Raw genomic sequence first — 20,108 nt, 5'->3', positions numbered from 1 at the left:
AGAAAAAATGAATAATTACGCTAAATGGTTTAGTCGGGTTACTTGGCTTGGCATTATTGTTAATATGCTTTTTGTCATTCCCTCTTGCTTCTTTCCAGAACTAATGCTGACGTTCCTTCAAATGCATATACCAGTGCCAATTATCTGGGTTCGCGCTGCGGGAATGCTGTTATTTATTATTAGTGCATTTTATGTTCCTGGGGCACTTGACCCGTACCGATATCAGGCAACTGCCTGGATATCAATATTTCCTTCAAGAGCTTTTGGCTCAACATTTTTCATTTGTGCAGTGCTTTTCTTTGGGCAAGATCAAGGATTTTTATCCATTGCCTTTGTAGACCTGTTTTTTGGATTAGCGGAAGTAATTCTTCTGACCCTAGCAATGCGTAGCAAAATGCAATCGCTGCAATTCCAATGAAGCAATTATTCTAATTTTATCCCTAGTCTAGTGTAGGTATATTTCCTGCACTACAAACAGATTCTTCTGCAAAGGAGCAAAAGAGTGCCATGACAATACTCAAAGACAAAATAAGTAGGGTAATCACAAGCATTGTTTTAATTGTGATCCTTTTAGCTGGTGTAGTTGGGTATGTGGGATGGTACAACCTTTTTCGAGAGGTTCCCACATATTATGAATCGCCTGAAGAACACTTTAAATATGGTTCTATTGGCACAGAAGAAGCGCAAGGTGTTCCCTATTGGATTTGGCTGGTACTACCACGAATATTCCCTGATAAATTACCAGGGCCAGGTGGTTATACTTCCTTGGGAATCACATGGGAAGAGGGTAAAGAAATGCCAGTTGGGTTTACGAAAAAAACCATTGGCTTCCCTCGTGTCGGTATAACTTGCGCTGTTTGCCATACTGCCACCTATAGAAAAACAGAGAAAGATAAACCCACAATTGTAGCCGCCGCTCCTGCTAATAAGTTTGATTCACAAGGCTATTTACGATTTTTGAGTGCAACTGCTGGTGATGCCAGATTTACAGCAGATTATATCCTTGACGAAATCAAATATAATTACAACCTTTCTTGGTTAGAAAATTTACTTTATCGCTATGTGCTAATTCCTCAAACTAAGAAAGCACTGCTGCAACAAAAAGAAGACTATAGTTGGACAGATTCTCGTCCTAACTGGGGGCCTGGTCGAATTGATCCTTTTAATCCTGTAAAATTCAATACTTTAAAGTTGCCCAAAGATAACACTATTGGCAACTCTGATATGATGCCTCTTTGGAATCAAAAGATGCACAAAGGGTTTGCACTCCATTGGGATGGGTTAGAAACTTCACTAACAGAAACTGTTCAAACTGGAGCGATTGGTGACGGTGCTACCAAAAAATCACTTCCTGTAGCCGATTTACAACGAGTAGAAGATTTTATTCAAGAACTACCACCTCCTAAATATCCATTTGCTATTGATGAGCAAGTGGCTGCAAAAGGAAGTCAAATTTTTGCTAATACTTGTGCATCTTGTCACGCTTTTGGTGGGGAAAGAACTGGTACTGTTATCCCGGTGAATGAAGTGGGAACTGACCGCCATCGATTAGATATGTGGACGCAAGAAGGAGCGGATACTTACAATCATTTTGGTGATGGCTACCCTTGGGACTTTAAAAACTTACGCAAAACCAATGGGTATGTATCTGTTTCTCTAGATGGATTATGGTTAAGAGCGCCATATTTACATAATGGTTCAGTCCCATCTCTACAAGATTTGTTAGAAAAACCAGAGAATCGTCCTCAAGTTTTCTATCGGGGATATGATGTCTACGACCCGAAAAAAGTTGGCTTTATTACTGAGGGAGATGAAGCCAAAGCTATAGGTTTTAAATACGATACCAAGGTAACTGCTAATTCAAATCAGGGACATATTTATGGCACTGATTTATCTGATGAGAATAAAAAAGCCTTAATTGAGTATCTAAAAACTCTGTAATGAAAGTTGTTTGCTAAATCATATTAGCATTTAGCAACTTTCTGATGCCGCTCGTTTACTACCAAACGCTAAAAAACCGAATTGGAGATAATCGTGAAACCATATTTACCACAAAAAGATCCTGATGTTAATGTCCGAATAAATTGGCTAGATAAAAATCGAGAAGAGTACAGATTTAATTACGATTATCTAGCTCCTCTACCAGTCATTGATAAAGTTCCTCATAAAGAAATATTCTCGGCGGAATATACTGCTAAACGTTTGGCAAGTATGGCAACTCTTGCACCAAATATGCTAGCTGCCAAAGCCAGAAACTTTTTAGACCCATTAGATGAATTGGAAGAATATGAAGAACTTTTGTCACTACTACCAAAACCCGATGTCATAAAAAATTACAAAACAGACTCTTGTTTTGCGGAACAACGACTCTCTGGAGCGAACCCATTAGCTATCCAAAAAATTGATGTATTACCTGATAATTTTGCTGTTACAGATGCACATTTTCAGAAGGTTGCAGGTACAGAATTTACTTTGGAAAAAGCACTCAAGGAAGGCAAGCTATATTTCTTAGATTACCCTTTGTTATCTGATATTCAAGGTGGTGTCTACGATAATGTTAAAAAGTACCTTCCCAAGCCACAAGCTCTATTTTATTGGCAAAGTAATGATAGTCCTAATGGTGGTTCTCTAGTACCTGTTGCTATCCAGATTAATCATGACTCTGGTGCAAAAAGTGTAATTTATACACCAGATGACCCCCATTTAGATTGGTTTTTGGCAAAAACCTGCGTTCAAATTGCTGATGGCAACCATCAAGAATTGGGTAGTCATTTCGCCTATACTCATGCAGTTATGGCTCCGTTTGCAATTGTAACTGCGCGGCAACTAGCAGAAAATCATCCCATCGCCTTACTGTTAAAACCCCACTTCCGTTTTATGCTATTTGATAACGATTTGGGACGCACTCAGTTTTTACAGCCTGGAGGCCCGGTTGATGAGTTTATGGCAGGTTCATTGGCGGAGTCTCTTGGATTTGTGGCAAAAGTTTATGAAGAATGGAGTGTTGAAAAATTTACCTTTCCTCGGTTAATAAAAAGTCGTCGAACGGATGACCCAGAAATTTTACCGCACTTTCCTTTCCGGGATGATGGCATATTAATCTGGAATGCCGTCGAAAAGTTTGTGTATGAATATTTGCAACTCTATTACAAAACGTCACAGGATCTAATTGATGACTATGAGTTGCAAAATTGGGCCAGGGAATTAGTGGCCCAAGATGGTGGTAAAGTCAAGGGAATGCCAGCCAAGATTGAGACTCTAGAACAACTGATTGAAATCATCAGTGTGGTAGTATTCACTTGCGCTCCTCTACACTCTGCTTTGAATTTTTCTCAGTACGAATATATGGCTTTTGTCCCCAATATGCCCTATGCAGCCTACCACCCAATTCCAGAAACTAAAGGTGTGGACTTGGAAACTATCATGAAGATACTTCCTCCCTTTAAACAAGCTGCCGACCAGGTGATGTGGACTGAGATTTTAACATCGTACCACTATGATAAATTGGGTTTTTATGATGAGGAGTTTGCTGATCCGTTGGCGCAGGAAATTGTGGTGCAATTCCAGCAGAATTTGCATGAAATAGAACGGCAAATAGACATTAGAAATCAAACTCGTCCCATACCTTACAACTACTTCAAGCCTTCGCAAATTATTAACAGCATTAATACTTGAATTAGTTTTAGTAAAAAAGAGGAATCACAATGTCAAATCAGCAAGTAACCGTCACCGCTCGACTAAAAGTGAAGCCAGGTTTGGAAGACAATTTCAAGCAGGAATTCCAACCTGTAATAGCTCTAACTCTTACGGAAGAAGGTTGTATTAATTACGATTTGCACCAATCTGTTGACGACCCATCTTTGTTTCTGTTACATGAAAACTGGGTCAGCCAGGAAATTTTAGCTCAACACCTAGAGCAGCCGTATATTAAAGCTTTAGGGGAAAAATCAAGACAATTTTTAGTTGAACCACCGGAAGTCAGGTTATGGCAGCAGATTGCAAACAATTAATTCCTAGCTGGTGATAATAATGACATCAAGGGTGTTATTGTATGGTGCAACTGGCTATGCTGGAAAACTCATTGCTGAATCTGCTAAAAATAACGGACTGGAATTAATTTTAGCTGGACGCAATCAAAGTTCACTAGCAGCTGTAGCCAATGAATTAAGTTTGGACTTTCGGGTTTTTGGCTTAGACGCTCCGCAAGCGATCGCTCGCTCTCTTGAGGATATAATTGCTGTCATCAACTGCTCTGGGCCTTTCTCCAAAACCTCAAAGCCACTTGTTGATGCTTGCCTCCAAACTAAAACTCATTATTTAGACATAGCTGGCGAAGTACCTGAATTTCAGGCGCTACAGGCACGAGATGCTGAGGCTAAAAGTGCAGGGATAATGCTTCTCCCTGGTGTGGGATTTGGAGTTGTCCCTACAGATTGTATAGCTGCTTATCTCAAACAGAAGTTGGCGAGCGCAACGCGACTGATTTTAATCTATGAAACAGTGGGCGGTGTATCTCAGGGAACTGCAAATACAGTACTGCCAACTTTACATCATATCGGGGTAGTCCGAGAAGCAGGTAAGCTCATCCCATCTCGCCCAGCATCGAAAAGGCGTAAAGTTGATTTTGGTTATGGCCTGGTGACAGCAGTAACAAACCCTTGGCGTGCTGATATTATCACTGCGTTTCAAACTACGGGTATTCCCAATATTGAGGTTTATACCGTATTTCCTAATCCTGTGCGCTTCCTGATGGAGTTGAGCCAGTATTTGGGATGGTTATTTAACTCGTCTTTATTCCAAAGTGCTTTAGCAAGTCTAATTAAAACTCTACCCACTGGGCCAACGGCAGCAGAACGAGCCAAAGGGCAAGTTAGAGTAATTGGTATTGCTGAGGATGAAACTGGTCAACAAGTAACTGCAAAGCTCTTAGGGCCAGAAGCATACGATTTTACGGCATTAGCGGCTGTAGCAATTATCAAACGGGTGATTCAAGGCGAAGTTAAGGTAGGATTCCAGACTCCTGCATCCGTATATGGGGCAGATTTTGTCCTTGAAATTCCGGGAGTTACCGGGTTCGAGTAAGGATATAAAAGAAAGCTGGGTTTTTTAGGCTTGATAGCGAAAAAACCCAGCTTTTTTTGTATCTATACTTAGATTTTTTTGCTAAACCAGTTAAATATATGCGGTAGTGTCGCCGCATCTAAAGACACCGAAAGTACCAACAAAAACTGCTTGAGATTATTTGTAATGACTTCCTCGGCGATCGCTAATTCAAGTACCATAAGAAAATTCCTGGTATAGCTTTGCATTTATCATCATCTGATTATTTTCAGATGACACCAGTTCAATGGGAAACTTGAATTAGAGTTAACCGAGTATTTAGGAGGAAGGTCTTGGGTAATAACATTCGAGACCGCTTTAAAAATTTCCGCCGCCGGGGTTCGCAGCCGGAACAACTCCAACAGTTACAAACAGACTTGCTGGCAGAATCAACTCTAGACTCAGCTTACATAATTTTAATTATTAGCTCCTGCGCGATCGCTACTTTGGGTTTATTGTCTAATAGTGCGGCTGTGATTATTGGCGCGATGATTATTGCCCCTCTAATGTTGCCGATTCGTGGGTTAGCTTTTGGTGCTTTGCAAGCAGATATTACTTTGTTTCGCAAGGGAATTATTGCCGTAGCGGTGGGTACAGGATTAGCGGTAGCGATCGCCTTTACTTTGGGTTTGCTGGTAGGATTGCCGAGTTATGGTAGCGAAGTACTGGCTCGATCTAGACCAACGTTGTTAGATTTGGGAATTACAGTAGCGGCTGGTGGTATTAGTGGCTACGCGAAAATTGAAACGAAAATCTCTGGTAGTTTAGCAGGAACTGCGATCGCTGTCGCCCTGATGCCTCCCATTTGTGTAATTGGCTTAGGCTTGGCACAAGGAAATTAGTCACTCAGTTTCGGGGCTACTCTACTTTATCTCACCAACTTGCTAGGTATTGCCCTCTCCTGTATGGTGACATTCTTAGTAGCGGGTTACACTTCAATGGCGCGGGCGCGTCAACCCCTAATTTGGACTATGGCATTGACAGCTATCCTACTAATTCCCTTGGGAGTCAGCTTTGCTCGACTTGTACGACAAGCACAACTAGAAAGCAGTCTCAGACGGGCATTATTGAACCGTACTGTCACCTTTGGCCGCTTGCAATTGCTTAATAGTAATACCAATTGGTTGACAAATCCCCCAGAAGTCCGTTTGAGCGTCCGGGCAAGAGAACCTGTCACACCTCGGCAAGTAGAATTATTAGAAGAATTTATCAAACAAGAGATGGGGCAAGCATTTACGCTAATTTTTGAAGTTGGTCAAGTGGAGGAAATTCGGCGTTCTGAACCCACACCCTGAACTTGCTAATTTGGCATCAATGAAGAGAGAATCTATCAGTTAAGTCAAACTAACTCTCCAAAACGCAATAGTGGATATTACCGAATTAGTCAAAGTTTCAATTATTCTCTTGGTTGTGGCTACAGGAGTCGCTTTGCTATCCCGGCGGTTGGGAATCCCTTATGTTACGGGTTTAGTATTAGCAGGTTTGCCCATCACTGAGTTATTGTCTCGTCGGATTGGTTTAAATCCAACCCTTGTTTTGAATCTTTTCTTGCCAATTCTCATCTTTGAAGCTGGTATTAATACAGATGTCAGCCGCCTACGCAGCACCTTTAAACCAATTGCCCTACTAGCTGGGCCCGGGGCTGTGATTTCCAGTGCGATTATTGCCGTCCTGTTGAAATTTGTCCTGGGACTGGATTGGATACCTGCGTTATTTGTCGGAGTAATTCTGGCCAACACTGATACTGTTTCCATGATTGCTGTATTTAAGGATATACCAGTACCCTCGCGGCTTTCCACCATTGTTGAAGGAGAAACCCTATTCAATGACGCTGCTGCCCTAGTTTCCTTCAACTTGATCGTGCAAGTATATTCAACAGGCTCACTCACATTTGTAGAGGGAATCCAACAACTGCTATTTATCTCTGTAGGAGGCTGCGTTGTCGGGTTAGTTTTGGGCTACTTGAGTATACCGGTGTTCGCCCGTTTAGATGATGCTCTGAGTAGTCTTTTGCTAACAGTCGCAGTTGCATTAGGAACTTTTCAGGTTGGGCAATTTCTCGGTGTATCAGGCCCTGTGGCAGTAGTTGTTGCTGGATTAATTTTCGGGAATTTAGGGCTTTCTCAGAATACTTCTGCTTCTAGTCGCATCACCTTGTTGAGTTTCTGGGAATATGCCAGTTTTACCGTCAACACCTTTATTTTTCTGTTGATTGGTGTAGAAATAAATTTGGTAACGCTCTGGAAAACTTTACCTGCAATTCTACTTGCAGTTTTGGCTTATCAAATCGGGCGAGTTCTTACGGTGTATCCACTGCTAGCAGTGGTTCGTTGGATTGACCGCCCAATTCCGCTACGCTGGCAACATTTACTGTTTTTAGGCAACATCAAAGGCTCACTCTCAATGGCTCTGGCATTGAGCTTACCTACAACAATGCCAGGGCGAGAAGTCCTGATAGCTATAGTCTTCGGCTGTGTGCTGGTGTCGTTAGTGGGACAGGGTTTAAGTTTGCCTTGGGTGGTAAAACGCTTAAAGTTATCTAAATTTTCCGAAGTTCAACAACAGGTTGAAGAGTTGCAAGCTCAGTTGATGACGGGAAAGGCGGCACAAGATGAATTAGATAGCCTGTTGAAATCAGGGGTATTACCAAAAGCCGTTTATGAAGAGATGCGTTCAGCTTATCAGGTACGAATTGCCGGTGCAGAAAAAACACTGCGGGAACTATATAATCGTCGCCCTGATGAGGTGGAAGGTAGAAGTGGCAAGAGTAGTAAACTTGAAGCTATTCGCCGACGTTTACTGCTGGCAGAAAAAGGAGCGCTCAATGAGGCAATGCGGAAGCGAATTCTCTCAGAAGAAATTGTGCGCGGGCGGATACAAATTCTTGATGAACAATTACTGAAATTAGAAGATGATTAAATATGGGGCATTGGGCATGGGGCATTGGGCATGGGGGATAGTCTGAGCTTTGTTGATGAACCTCTGAGCTTCGTTGATGAACCTCTGAGCTTCGTTGATGAACCTCTGAGCTTCGTTGATGAACCTTTGAGCTTCGTTGATGAACCTTTGAGCTTCGTGAATGAACCTTTGAGCTTTGTTGATGAACCTCTGAGCTTCGTTGATGAACCTCTGAGCTTCGTTGATGAACCTCTGAGCTTCGTTGATGAACCTTTGAGCTTCGTGAATGAACCTTTGAGCTTCGTGAATGAACCTTTGAGCTTTGTGAATGAACCTTTGAGTTTTGGCTGATTAGGATTTGTTGCCTCCAGCTCCTCCAGCTATAGATGTAGTCAGAGACTCAATGAATGCATTCCCGTGCGGAGCGTGGGAACGAGGAAATGATAAATTAGCTTTTTAAGATTTCTATTTTAAAGGCGATCGCTTATAGTTATTTTGACTTTTAATTACCCTACCAGGACTGATAAAAGAAATTCCTTGTTGAAAGTCAGTGCCAATCATGACTGCTTCCACTATCGGTTCGGATATTTCTGTTTGCGCTACCCACTCGACAATGAAGTTTGCGCCTAAACCTCCACTGGTGTCATTTCTATTGATAAAAAAATCTGTCGAAGCTAGCGCATCAAGTTGAATAGGGCGCTCTAAATACTGTTTCACTAGTTTCCCTTCTGAGTTGTAGTAGCGCACAGAAGTAACAATAATCGCATTGGTCAAATCTGTATTCCGAATACTAAGCGTAACTGCTAACTCAAAAATCTCTTGGCGATTGTGATGATAGATATGAGAGTAGACCGGAACATAAAAAGTTTCACCTCTGGCTATCTTAAAATTCTTATCCAGCGTCACTGTTTTTTGCAATGGGGTTGCTGGAATGGCATTGGGTTGTGACTTGGGTGTTGATTCACAAGATGCAAGAATAATAACAGCGATCGCTAAATAAATATATCTATACAGCTTCATCAAAACTCACCAATTTTTATATGTGTAGCTAACCCTACCTAATAAACAGTTTAGGTAGGAACTACGCTCAACATCTTTGTTCAATAAAATCAATCACTTGATGTAAACATCTTGGTTTAGTCACAATCAGCACAGTTGAATGAGGTTCCAGTATTGTACTGCCGTTAGGAATCATCAAATCTTCGTGGGGATGAGATTGATAGCCAATAATTAGCGAACCTGTAGGGAATTGGGGATCTTGAGCAATTTCGGCGACGCTACGACCAGCAACATAGCAATTGTTGGGGATGGAAAGTTTCAGAACCTCAATCTGTCCCTGCTCGAAATGCATCATTGATTCCACTTGCGGATACTCAATGGCGTTCACCATTGTTGAAACTGATAGTTCAACAGTACTGATAATATGGTTAGCTCCAGCTATCCGCAACGGTTCGGCAAAATCGGGGTGGCGCATCCGACTCAAAATATGGGTAACGCCGTAGTGTTTAGCAAGAGTTACCATTGCCAAGTTTAAGGCATCACTTCTGAGAACTGCTGCCAAGGAGCCGGCTTTGCGAATCCCTGCTTCTAACAAGACTTCTGTACTCACAGCACTGCCTTCAAAAGCCATCGCTCCCACTTGTTCGCGGGCATAGCGGCAAGCAATAGGGTCAATGTCAATTACGGCAACAGTATGCCCTAGTTCTACTAGTTTTTGCGCCAAACTCAAGCCTACTAAGCCTGCTCCACCAATTAGTACGTACATTTATTCTCTTTATGCTCTCTTCCACTTACTTTACAAGTTAGCAGAGGAATGATTTCAACTGTTAGGAATGTCAATAACTCGCCATTCCTGAATACCCCAACGTCTAAGAATAGATTCGGTTTGATGGATATCGTCTTCTGTACTTTCTATCGTCACTAAATAATCGCCTTGGAATACTCGGTCATTGTAGAGTTGGGCAGCTTCTTCAGGAAGAAACCAACCTCGTAGTGCGCCAATCAGACCGCCAGCAGCTGCGCTAGCTCCACTTCCTAACAGGGTGGCTAAAACAGACTCTGCTGCTAGCGCAGGACCAAAACCAGGAATAAGCAAAATACCCAAACCCGCAACTAAGGTAAGTAAACCTCCCGCCCTAGCACCTGCTAATCCACCCGCCCTAGCACCTGCTAATCCACCCGCCCTAGCACCTTCAGCAGGAGCAATACTACTTTCACTCGTGTCGGAACTGTCAAGTTGCTCATTGAGCTTGGGTTTTTTAGTGATTACAGAAATCTTATTCATCGAAAAGCCACTACTTCTCAGTTCGTCGAGCGCCTGTAGTGCAATTTTGCGATTACGAAATATGCCAATAGCGTGTTGAAGTTGACCAGAAGCCATTTTGCCTCCCAAAGCTTTTGCTGGTAATTGATTTGTTTAGAGTATTACAAACAAATGTGACCAGAAAGTGTTAGCAATTGTGAGCAATTAGGTTTATTAGGATCAAATAAATTAACTTTGTGATTATTTTGATTTATGCCTAACAGCATTATTCCATTACAGGTAATATCAATTGTAATTTTTGAATTGGTATTTTTCGAGTAACTCCTTAACTTGAGCAGCTACCAAAGGATGTGGATCTTTTTGTAACTGGGGGAGGATTTGCAGAAGAACGCGATATGAAACCATATTTAAATATGCGATCGCAGCTTCTCTGACAAAGCCGGTGGGATGACGCAAGCTCACTAATATCTCAGAACTGGTCAGTCGGATGCGTGTCACTTGAGCATAATGGAAACAGCAAGCTAGACACCAGTCAGAAAGGAAATTACCCAACATCAGCAATCTGTGGAGGCGATCGCTAACTATCATGTTCTCATATTCTACGATCTTAGCTTCGACAAGATATTGTAATTTTTCTGCCTGTGGTCGGTTATCTAAAATATTCAGCAATAAAGACTTTGAAGACAAAGTTACGGTATGCTCTAAGATTTCTAACCCCCGCGCTAAGTTTACCACTGAGAGCGATCGCAGATTAAAGGATGCTGCCTGCATCTTTTCTGGCGAGTAAAGCAGTTTCAGTAATAGTAGCAGCCGCTCTTTGACATCCAATTCCAATTCTATAAGGGCGCGTTGCAGTAATTCAGAGACAATCACAATCCTTTGATTGGATTGATGATTTTCTTTTTGCTCTAGTGTTTGGAAGTCAATGTATGCAGCGTAAATTTCACCTAAAAATTTTAATTCCTGCTTAATTAAATTTTCCACCCGACTTTCATAAAATCGATCTACTAAACCTTTAATTCCTGGTTGTTTGTGGATTTTTAGTAAGCTGCGAAGAATATGATCTCTAGTAGTACCCCAGGATATTTCCAAGTTTTCCCATAAAGTCTCCAATGCTTGCTGGGTACCGACTTGAGCAATGGTACGCCAAGCATACATCCGCACTACTTCTGGTTTATAAATATTGGTAGCCAACCGCAACAGCATTTCTAAAGCTTCATTTTCTAGCCGCACTAGGGCTGACATGGCTGTACTGCGGGTTGATTTGTAATAAAGTGCTGCAATCAGTGCTGAATAGTACTCTTCTAAATGGGTTGCTGAAATCATTTCTAATACGGCACAGCGCACCCGTAATGACTCATCTTGTAATAAATTCGGGATATGAATTCGCAATGCCTGCAAATAAACTGCTTCTCTCAGCGCTCTAACTCCATTCACCCGTTCCCGTTCTTGCTTATGAGTCAGCATCCGGCGCATGGTTTGGGTAGCTGCTACCTTTTGCATGGGCGTTCCCTGGCGTAAGACTAAAGCGGCGGCGGTAGCACGGATGAGGGAGTTTTGGCGGGGGTGTAAATATCCTTCTAAAAGGCTTAAATTAGGATTTGGTTCAGCCAGCCAAACGTAGCGCAGCGCTAAGGCAAAAACTTCAGGGTTACTTTCTTGGGATTCTTCTAATAAAGGACGGATGGCGGCTAAATAAACCGGATTTACACCTCCCATCAGCATCACTTCCAAACTTTGGCGCTGCAAATCTGGGGTTAACTTCATTAGTAGCGGGGCTAAAACTTCCGCCGCGCCTTGAGAGTCAATTTGGGCTAAAAGTTCAATACAAGAGCGTTTATCAGCCTCACTGCCTTTTTCTGCTAAAGCTTTGACTACACCCTGTTTGAAAAATCGTAAACCTACATTAGTTGCACTCAAGTTACCCCGCGCCACACTCAAGACTAACAGTTCCACATAGCGCGATCGCAATTCCCAAACTACTGTTAAACATGTGCCAGTTATCAGCATTGTCTCTGCTACCAACACCCATTTTTGTAATGGTTCGGGTACAAATCGCCCACAAAACAAGATAGTCACAAAAATTAGCGCTCCTGTCAAACCTGTAGCGATCGCTTCGGCGGTTCCACCAGATAAAGTCTGCATCCGACTGCGAATTGCCTCTGGAATTGGTTGGTACAGGATGGGGCCGCTACTCATAACAAAGGTGTAGCGCAGAAGTTCATCGCAGAATTTGACAATTATCAAACCCCAGAAAAAGCTTTGCGATTGCATGGCTGGAATTAAATGCAGTAATACCAGTACTCCTGGGAGTGAAAAGCCGACGGTAATTGGTAAAAGCGTCGCAGTGAAAAATACCCCCATGCGTTCGATGAGTCGGCTGGAAAAAAACCACTGCAACAACAACTCACACAGTCCCAACATCCCACCAAAAAGACCCAAAAAGCTCGCAAGTTCTCGGTCGCTCAAATTGGATTGGAGTTCGCGCAGATATTGAAAATCTATTAACAACCCAATAACTTGCAACAGTCCCACAAAAGCAAACAACTGCCAAACGTACCGCTTCAGGGGACTTTTAATGAAACGCTCTCGTGAAGCTTGTTGTTCAGGAACTAGTCTTTGTGGGGTTTCAGGAAAAGCTGCTCGATAGTGATGAGTTAAATAGAATAGAATCCCCGATCCTAATAAAATCACTATACAGGCGATGAGGATGATCTTATTCAGCGTGGTGTATTGCACTAGCCAAGGCAAACTAAAGCCACTGATTACATCTGCTACCAAAAGACCACTACTCACCAGTGGGTAAGTCCGTTTAATCTCCCGAATATTAAATATTTGGTTGGCGACAATGGAAGTGTTGAGGTCATTGACCACATAAAGTGCATCTACCCACAGCCGCAGCAGAAATGCCGAAATCACTGCCAGGTAGGAAAAATGATATCCCCAACGTAATATAACTAATAAAACTAATGGCATCAACATGCAAGGTGCGATCGCCACAATTACCCGACGCAGGGGAAAAATCTTTTGCAGCCAAGAGTATAAAAAAACCAGACCGGCACTCATTGCCGCACTAGCAATATACATCCACGGCAGCAGGTGAGTCCCATATTCATCCAAAAACAGCGCCACCGTACTGTCTTCTGCCCACCGCAATCCTACACATACAATTGTGTAAAAAAGAAACATTATCTGGGTTCGTTCGCTCTCCTCTGGCCGGAGATTCACCCACTGTAGTAGTCGTGGTAAAGCAACTTTATTTGCAGCCAACCAGTGATTTTTCAGTTCCATGCAGTTTTATTTTCTGGTAGTATCACCGCGCAATGGGGAGGCAGGGGAGCAAGGGGCAGGGGAAGAAATATATATACCTCCTTGTCTCCTTGTCCCCCATTCCCTGGAAATAGCAAAAGTCCTGAGCAACTGAGTATTATGTTTCCCACTCAGCGTTCAGGACTATCGATTTTAGATAAATTTAAACGCTTTCGTAGGAGTACACAGCTAACTGTGCGCCCAAAGCGCATATTGCATCCAAATAAAAGATGAAAAAATCCCCTGGCTAGAAGTCAGGGGATTTTCAAACTTGGTCTATTAAACAGTTAGAGAATTATTTTTTAGGCGAGATGAGCATCATCATGTTTCGTCCTTCTTTTTTAGGCGCTTGTTGAAGCTCACCAAAAGGCTCCAAATCCGTTGCCATTCGCTTGAGCAAATCTTCTGCTAGGTCGCTGTGTTGAATTTCTCGACCCCGGAACATCACAGTCGCTTTAACTTTATCGCCATCTTTCAAAAAGCGCTCTGCTTGCTTAACACGCACGTTGTAGTCGTGTTCTTCTATTTTGTAGCGCATCTTAACTTCTTTGACATCAGCCGTGTGCTGTTTTTTCCGGGCTTCCCGCGCCTTTTTTTCCTGCTCAAACTTGTATTTCCCGTAGTCCATAATCCGACAAACCGGCGGGTCAGCTTTATCGCTGATTAGCACCAAATCTAGCTCTTTTTCTTCTGCTAGTTGTAGTGCTTCCAGTGGGGGCATAATTCCCAGTTGGGCACCGTCAGTGTCAATGACCCGAATTTTCGGGAAGCGAATTCGTTCGTTAATTTGGGGCAGATCGCGAGTTCTTTTCTTCTCAATCACAGCCATTATGATTAGTGGGAGCTCTTAAATGAAGGATTTGGTGTGGTCTAAATTGGTATGCCTCAGAGGCAAAATACAGAAGTAACTCAGGACTGAAAACATAGTTTCCAGTTCTAGGGTAACTAATCTATAAAATAGTTGCCTCGTTGTATTTGTCATTTTACTCAGTCTGAGAGAATTTCTCTGCAATAGTTAATCTAAATTACACAACCTAGACTCATATTAAATATTATTACAATTATTTAGCAAGACTTTTTGCGATCGCATAACCGCCCACCGTAGGCGATCGCATTCAGCAACATCATCAAGACTAGCCCTTTCAAGGTGTTGTGTGATGGACTAATTTGTAGTTTGGTAACTACAGTTGATAAGAAGCCGTCAAAGCCACTGCCAAAGCATCCGCAGCATCATCTGGCTTAGGAATTTCATCTAAATCCAACTCCCGCGCCACCGCTTCTTGCACTTCTGACTTATCGGCATTGCCATAGCCTGTTAAAGCTTGTTTAATTTGAGCCGGAGTAAACTCTACATAAGGAAGACGACGCTGGCCTAACACTAAAATGACTATACCCCGCGCCTGTGCAACCAGGATAGTACTTGACATACGATAGAAGAATAGTTTCTCGATCGCCACTAAATCTGGTTGAAATTCCTCCATCACAGTGTGTAAATCATCAAACAAGGTACATAAGCGCTGTCCCATTTCTACATCTGCTGACGTTTTAATTACTCCAAAATCCAGCATATTTACTGTAGTCTCTGGTACTTTGTTGAGATTTTGTGTGCAGCTAATTACCCCAAATCCTAAAATTGCCAGTCCTGGATCTAATCCTAAAATTCGTTTTTCCATTAAATTCACTTTTACCAAGCCAGGGTATTGTTTAACTAGAAATACTGGCAATGTTCACGACTTGCTCTTAGTCTAATAGGATTGATAAATATAATAGTTTCACGCCTGGTCTTTTAAACCAAGCGGTGTAAATTTTCTGTTAATTATTGTTTGTAGCACTGCTCCAAATCAGGTATGTCAATTGGTTTTCTCAGACAAGCCCTCAACGCCCTGCAAAAGCAGTCGCGCTCTCGTACTTCCTATCGGGTTAACCAGTGGTTCAAATGGTTATCCCCTGGACTATCGGTAAAACGTTGGTTGTTAATTAGTGTTGGGGGTGTACTGCTGGCGAGTTTGGGGTTAGCTATTTGGATTAAGCTAACCCCAATTTTTTGGATGATTGAGTTGGTTAGAGGTTTCTTGGGAGTCATCACCAACCTCTTACCGAACTATATTAGTGGGCCTTTGGTGCTGCTTGGCGGCTTGCTGTTGGTGCTTTGGGGACAAACTCGCACCGTAGGTTCAATTACCAAGGTACTAAGAGCAGAAGGCGGAGAGGAACTCATTGATGTCTTACTGGCCCATCGTCGATTGTACCGAGGCCCAAAAATCGTGGTAATTGGTGGTGGTACGGGACTTTCTACGTTGTTGAGAGGACTGAAAACCTACAGCGCGAATATTACTGCAATTGTTACTGTCGCCGATGATGGTGGATCTTCTGGGCGTTTGCGTCAAGAGTTTGGAGTGCTACCACCAGGAGATATTCGCAATTGTTTGGCTGCACTAGCTGATGAAGAAAAGTTATTAACAGAATTGTTTCAATACCGTTTTCGGGCTGGAGATGGGTTAACTGGTCACAGTTTTGGTAATTTGTTTTTAACGGCAATGAGTGATATTACTGGAGATTTAGAACAAGCAGTTGCAGCCAGTTCTAAAGTCCTAGCGGTGCGAGGACAAGTACTACCAGCAACTCTCAGTGATGTTCGCCTCTGGGCAGAATTAGCCGATGGTCGTCGTATTGAGGGGGAGTCTAGTATTCCCAAAGCTGGCGGTAAAATTGTCAAAATTGGCTGCATTCCGGCTAATCCTCCAGCAGTGCCAGCAGCGATTAAGGCAATTAAAGAAGCTGATTACATCATTATTGGCCCGGGTAGCCTTTATACAAGCCTAATTCCTAATTTATTAGTACCAGAAATTGCCGATGCGATCGCTCAATCAGATGCCCCCCGTATTTATATCTGCAATATCATGACTCAACCCGGAGAAACTGAAGGCTACACTGTTGCTGATCACATCAGAGCAATTGATGATGCTTGTGGAGAAAGACGACTATTCGATGCTGTATTAATACACAAAAAATCCCCTTCGGAGCAATCACTTATCCGCTACGCCCAACAAAACTCCCATCCCGTTTTCCTCGATAGAGAAGCCGTAACTCAACTAGGGCGACGGATTGTTCCAGCTAATGTTTTATATGAAGATGAAACAGGTTTTGTACGTCACAATCCGCAGAAACTAGCACAAGTGTTATTGCGGTGGTACGGTAGAAGTCAGTCCCTTCGGGGAATTCAAAATTCAAAATTCAAAATTCAAAATTAAGGAAGATGAAAGTTTGTTATTTGTCATTTGTTTAGACTAATTAGTAATGACTAATGCCCAATACCTAAATTATGAAAATTTTTCTTGCAGATACAGAAGCGACGCTACGCTTGGGTATTACTCTTGGCGAATCCCTGACACCGGGGAGCGTAATTTTACTAGAAGGTGATTTAGGCGCTGGTAAAACTACTTTAGTTCAAGGCATTGGTAAAGGTTTAGGAATTGCTGAACCCATTGTCAGTCCCACTTTCACGCTGATTAATGAGTACACGGAAGGGCGCTTTCCTCTTTACCATCTAGATTTATATCGCTTAGAACCGCAAGAAGTTGCAACCCTAAATTTAGAAAGTTACTGGGAAGGTGTTGAAGTCATACCAGGAATTGTGGCAGTTGAATGGGCGGAACGATTGCCCTACAAGCCAGATAGTTATCTGAGCGTGAGTTTAACTTATGGACATGAAGGCACTCGTCAAGTCGAACTTACACCATTCAATTGTGCCATTAGCAAAGTCATTGCCGCGATTTAAGCTCATCGGCCGACTAAAGTATGAGGGATTTCACTTTTTTGATCGCAACACTCAAAAATTCCTGCAAATCATCCAGAGAGAACTTTACACTCGTCCTATCTGCCACTACCACGTTCACCACTGTCAATTACTAACATTGTTATTTCAACCAAAACAAAAATCTTTAATCAGCTTTTCTTCAATAGAAAACTGGTAGTCAGCTTTGCTGACAACTGCTTCTATAAATTGAGGAAAGTTCGCAACACACTGGCTTTCTTTAAAAGGGAGACTATTTTTTCTTCACTCCCTTAAATCCAGGCGGGGTTATCTTATCCGAATAGTATTGAACCTAAAGTGATTCTTAACTAAACAGGATATATGAATCAAACAAGTGTAAATAAACTGTTGTTGGGGTCAATGAGAGTTTTGAGAGAACTTAGTCAGCTTCGATTGAACCCGATTAGTTCCCTACTGTGGTTCAAAAAAGGAATCTAGATTATTTAGCAGCGAATGCTAGTAGAAAAAGTTAAGCGATTATAAAATTATGTATAATTTTAACTTTTCTCACACTTATTATTCCCAAATTAAGTTCACAATCTATAGAAAAAATAAAGTATTTTATAAATTTACAAAATTAGTTCTAATAATTTTAATTAGCAATAAATTCTTATATTCACATCTGTAATTAGTACCGATCTCAAGCAAATATTAACTAAAATATCTCGTATTTATACATATTTTTATCTATAAAGACAGATGTATTAAGTAAGTTGGCACGGAAAAAATCTAATTATGTAAAAATACAAGGTTTTGTCTGTGGAGTGACCTCTTTGTTACACCTATTACTTCAGAGTTAAGCAAAAATGCTTAATCTACGGCGTTTAATCGTAGATTAAGCATTTTTACAATAGTTGGAGTCTTCTGTCGAACAAGCGCAGACTCTTGGCTAGTCGAAGCTGCTTTTGTTACAAATCTTCATCAAAATCCTATCCCGATATATCGTGATATATTCCGATATATCGTATATTAGAGAAAGTTGATTTGAGATTCACTTATGTTTAGACATTTTCGGTCACGTTTTGGCGCACCTGCATGGGCGGGAGTCAGCGAAGAGGATTCATTGCTTGTCAGGTCTTGGTTTGGACATGGCAACCATCATGACAAGCATCATGGTAGACATCATGACAAACGCTTTGATAATGAAATGTTTGGTCGTGGTTGGGGAGATGAATACCGGACTCGTCGGGGTGACATCAAGTTCATTCTGCTGGAATTGTTATCCGAGCATCCTAGTCATGGTTACGACCTGATTAAAGAGATGGAAACTCGCTATGGTGGTTTCCGTCGCCTCAGTCCTGGCTCAGTGTATCCAACACTCCAATTGCTGGAAGAAGGAGGTTATCTCAAGAGCGCACAGGAAGGGGGCAAGCGGATTTATACGATTACGGATGAGGGTAAACAATTATTGGCAGAACGTGCCCAACAAGAACCTTCAGATACTCCTTGGGATACCTTCAAAAGTTTTGTTACAGGTAAGCCCCAAGAGTTCATTGAGTTGCGGACTGCCGCCACAGAGTTAGCTGCTGCGGTGGTGCAGGTTGCTCGTAGTGGCAATATGGAGCGGATAAATCGGGTGCGGGAGCTTTTAGAGCAAGTTAAACGGGAAATTTACGCGATTCTGGCTGAAAAATAAGTAGAGGCTCGTAGTAAGGACTTTAGTCCTTATTTTCTAAGCACCAAATTGCTCACTACAAACCCTCTACTACTTTGCTTACGCTGTTGATAGCATTAGCGTTCGCTGTCCAGCATTTGCATCTGATGTTCATCATAACGAGTGCCTACGATCGCAGATGCGGGAATTGCTGCTTCAATACGGGTTAATTCTTCTGGGGATAGATTCACATCCAGAGCCGCCAACGATTCGGAAAGTTGGGTGCGCTTACGTGCGCCGATGACCGGCACAATATTTCTGCCTTTCGCAAGTACCCAGGCAATAGCCAACTGCGAAGGAAGAACTCCTTTCTCGGCGGCAATTTGCTTTAGTTCATCGATTAGGCGTTGATTCTGAGCAAGGTTTTCTTTGCTGAAGCGTGGTAAGTAGGCACGGAAGTCTCCCTGTGTGGCTGGAATAGAGCCACTCAGTAGCCCTCGTGAAAGCACACCATAAGCAGTTACGCCAATACCAAGTTCTTTAAGTACAGGAAAAATCTCGCTCTCAGGGCTACGGCTAATCAAGGAGTACTCGATTTGTAGGTCACTGATGGGGTGGATGGCGTGGGCGCGGCGGATAGTGTCCGCTCCCACTTCCGATAGCCCGATATGTCGGATGTAGCCAGCTGTGACTAGTTCAGCGATCGCGCCGATGGTGTCTTCGATGGGAACTTGCGGGTCTAATCGAGCCGGGCGGTAGATGTCAATGTGGTCTACTCCCAATCGGGTAAGACTATAAGCGACAAAGTTTTTCACCGCAGCGGGGCGGGTATCTATACCAATCCATCCGCCATCGGGAGTACGTAAAGCGCCGAATTTCACCGAAACTAGTGCTTTGTCTCGACGATCCTTGATTGCCCGACCAATTAGCATCTCATTGTGTCCGCTGCCATAGAAATCGCCAGTATCCAGTAATGTAATCCCGTGGTCGAGAGCTGCTTGGATAGTTGCAATGCTTTCGTTTTCGTCTGCTGCACCGTACACACCAGACATACCCGAACCTATCCCACTAATACCGAAATATGGTAATCTACTTCTCGTATGAGAGGGGTGTATCTGTGTATGGCTGGG

At 42.5% G+C, this 20,108-nt stretch carries 18 protein-coding genes and 1 pseudogene; 11 read left to right on the top strand and 8 right to left on the bottom strand.

Going from position 1 to position 20,108, the window contains the following annotated elements; genetic code table 11:
- Positions 1-7 precede the first annotated feature (7 nt).
- The 5 genes from HWQ43_RS15810 to HWQ43_RS15790 all read left to right on the top strand — a co-directional run bounded on the left by HWQ43_RS15810 (position 8) and on the right by HWQ43_RS15790 (position 5,082).
- Positions 8-418 carry a hypothetical protein gene (locus tag HWQ43_RS15810; RefSeq protein WP_292735428.1) on the top strand — a complete coding sequence of 137 codons (411 nt, stop codon included), beginning with the start codon at positions 8-10 and terminating at the stop codon, positions 416-418.
- An 89-nt stretch (positions 419-507) separates the two neighbouring features.
- On the top strand, positions 508-1,941 hold the full coding sequence (locus HWQ43_RS15805) for a c-type cytochrome (RefSeq protein WP_292735426.1): 1,434 nt from the start codon (positions 508-510) through the stop codon (positions 1,939-1,941).
- A 93-nt stretch (positions 1,942-2,034) separates the two neighbouring features.
- Positions 2,035-3,675, top strand: a complete 1,641-nt coding sequence (locus HWQ43_RS15800; RefSeq protein WP_292735424.1) for a lipoxygenase family protein — start codon at positions 2,035-2,037, stop codon at positions 3,673-3,675.
- A 29-nt stretch (positions 3,676-3,704) separates the two neighbouring features.
- Entirely contained in the window at positions 3,705-4,010 is a 306-nt protein-coding gene (locus HWQ43_RS15795) for a putative quinol monooxygenase (RefSeq protein WP_292735421.1), read from the top strand.
- Positions 4,011-4,029: 19 nt separating this feature from the next.
- Positions 4,030-5,082, top strand: a complete 1,053-nt coding sequence (locus HWQ43_RS15790; protein ID WP_292735418.1) for a saccharopine dehydrogenase NADP-binding domain-containing protein — start codon at positions 4,030-4,032, stop codon at positions 5,080-5,082.
- 68 nt (positions 5,083-5,150) lie between these two features.
- Here HWQ43_RS15790 and HWQ43_RS15785 read toward each other — a convergent pair whose 3' ends face one another.
- On the bottom strand, positions 5,151-5,282 hold the full coding sequence (locus HWQ43_RS15785; protein ID WP_292735967.1) for a hypothetical protein: 132 nt from the start codon (positions 5,280-5,282) through the stop codon (positions 5,151-5,153).
- A gap of 111 nt (positions 5,283-5,393) precedes the next feature.
- Here HWQ43_RS15785 and HWQ43_RS15780 point away from each other — a divergent pair.
- The 3 genes and pseudogenes from HWQ43_RS15780 (at position 5,394) to HWQ43_RS15770 (ending at position 8,349) form a co-directional block, all read left to right on the top strand.
- Positions 5,394-6,395 (top strand): annotated as a pseudogene (locus HWQ43_RS15780) (DUF389 domain-containing protein).
- Between the two features lie 70 nt (positions 6,396-6,465).
- Positions 6,466-8,019 (top strand): cation:proton antiporter, encoded by a 1,554-nt coding sequence (locus HWQ43_RS15775; protein WP_292735415.1) that lies wholly within the window; start codon positions 6,466-6,468, stop codon positions 8,017-8,019.
- A gap of 30 nt (positions 8,020-8,049) precedes the next feature.
- The gene (locus HWQ43_RS15770; RefSeq protein WP_292735412.1) at positions 8,050-8,349 is read left to right on the top strand and encodes a hypothetical protein; all 300 of its coding nucleotides are present in this window, start codon (positions 8,050-8,052) and stop codon (positions 8,347-8,349) included.
- Positions 8,350-8,463: 114 nt separating this feature from the next.
- Here the strand turns inward: HWQ43_RS15770 and HWQ43_RS15765 are convergent, their stop codons facing one another.
- The 6 genes from HWQ43_RS15765 to ruvC form a co-directional block, all read right to left on the bottom strand.
- Complete coding sequence (locus tag HWQ43_RS15765) at positions 8,464-9,018, bottom strand: DUF3124 domain-containing protein (protein WP_292735410.1); 555 nt, start codon at positions 9,016-9,018, stop codon at positions 8,464-8,466.
- 67 nt (positions 9,019-9,085) lie between these two features.
- The gene (locus HWQ43_RS15760) at positions 9,086-9,763 is read right to left on the bottom strand and encodes a TrkA family potassium uptake protein (protein ID WP_094352965.1); all 678 of its coding nucleotides are present in this window, start codon (positions 9,761-9,763) and stop codon (positions 9,086-9,088) included.
- Between the two features lie 54 nt (positions 9,764-9,817).
- Positions 9,818-10,378, bottom strand: a complete 561-nt coding sequence (locus tag HWQ43_RS15755) for a general stress protein (RefSeq protein ID WP_292735408.1) — start codon at positions 10,376-10,378, stop codon at positions 9,818-9,820.
- A gap of 168 nt (positions 10,379-10,546) precedes the next feature.
- Entirely contained in the window at positions 10,547-13,552 is a 3,006-nt protein-coding gene (locus HWQ43_RS15750; RefSeq protein ID WP_292735405.1) for an MFS transporter, read from the bottom strand.
- A gap of 313 nt (positions 13,553-13,865) precedes the next feature.
- Positions 13,866-14,399 carry a translation initiation factor IF-3 gene (gene infC, locus HWQ43_RS15745; protein ID WP_099103961.1) on the bottom strand — a complete coding sequence of 178 codons (534 nt, stop codon included), beginning with the start codon at positions 14,397-14,399 and terminating at the stop codon, positions 13,866-13,868.
- A gap of 352 nt (positions 14,400-14,751) precedes the next feature.
- Positions 14,752-15,243 (bottom strand): crossover junction endodeoxyribonuclease RuvC, encoded by a 492-nt coding sequence (gene ruvC / locus HWQ43_RS15740; RefSeq protein ID WP_292735399.1) that lies wholly within the window; start codon positions 15,241-15,243, stop codon positions 14,752-14,754.
- Between the two features lie 174 nt (positions 15,244-15,417).
- Between ruvC and HWQ43_RS15735 the strand changes: the two genes are divergently transcribed.
- The 3 genes from HWQ43_RS15735 to HWQ43_RS15725 all read left to right on the top strand — a co-directional run bounded on the left by HWQ43_RS15735 (position 15,418) and on the right by HWQ43_RS15725 (position 19,020).
- The gene (locus HWQ43_RS15735) at positions 15,418-16,821 is read left to right on the top strand and encodes a gluconeogenesis factor YvcK family protein (RefSeq protein ID WP_292735396.1); all 1,404 of its coding nucleotides are present in this window, start codon (positions 15,418-15,420) and stop codon (positions 16,819-16,821) included.
- Positions 16,822-16,892: 71 nt separating this feature from the next.
- Positions 16,893-17,348, top strand: a complete 456-nt coding sequence (gene tsaE / locus HWQ43_RS15730; protein ID WP_292735393.1) for a tRNA (adenosine(37)-N6)-threonylcarbamoyltransferase complex ATPase subunit type 1 TsaE — start codon at positions 16,893-16,895, stop codon at positions 17,346-17,348.
- 1,033 nt (positions 17,349-18,381) lie between these two features.
- The gene (locus tag HWQ43_RS15725) at positions 18,382-19,020 is read left to right on the top strand and encodes a PadR family transcriptional regulator (protein ID WP_292735390.1); all 639 of its coding nucleotides are present in this window, start codon (positions 18,382-18,384) and stop codon (positions 19,018-19,020) included.
- Positions 19,021-19,115: 95 nt separating this feature from the next.
- Here HWQ43_RS15725 and HWQ43_RS15720 read toward each other — a convergent pair whose 3' ends face one another.
- Positions 19,116-20,042 (bottom strand): aldo/keto reductase, encoded by a 927-nt coding sequence (locus HWQ43_RS15720; RefSeq protein ID WP_292735941.1) that lies wholly within the window; start codon positions 20,040-20,042, stop codon positions 19,116-19,118.
- Positions 20,043-20,108 lie beyond the last annotated feature (66 nt).

This window comes from Nostoc sp. JL31 (assembly GCF_017114965.1).
In the GTDB taxonomy this organism is placed as follows: domain Bacteria; phylum Cyanobacteriota; class Cyanobacteriia; order Cyanobacteriales; family Nostocaceae; genus Nostoc; species Nostoc punctiforme_A.
Note: the sequence above shows the minus strand (reverse complement) of the source record. Positions and strands in the feature narration are given on the sequence as shown.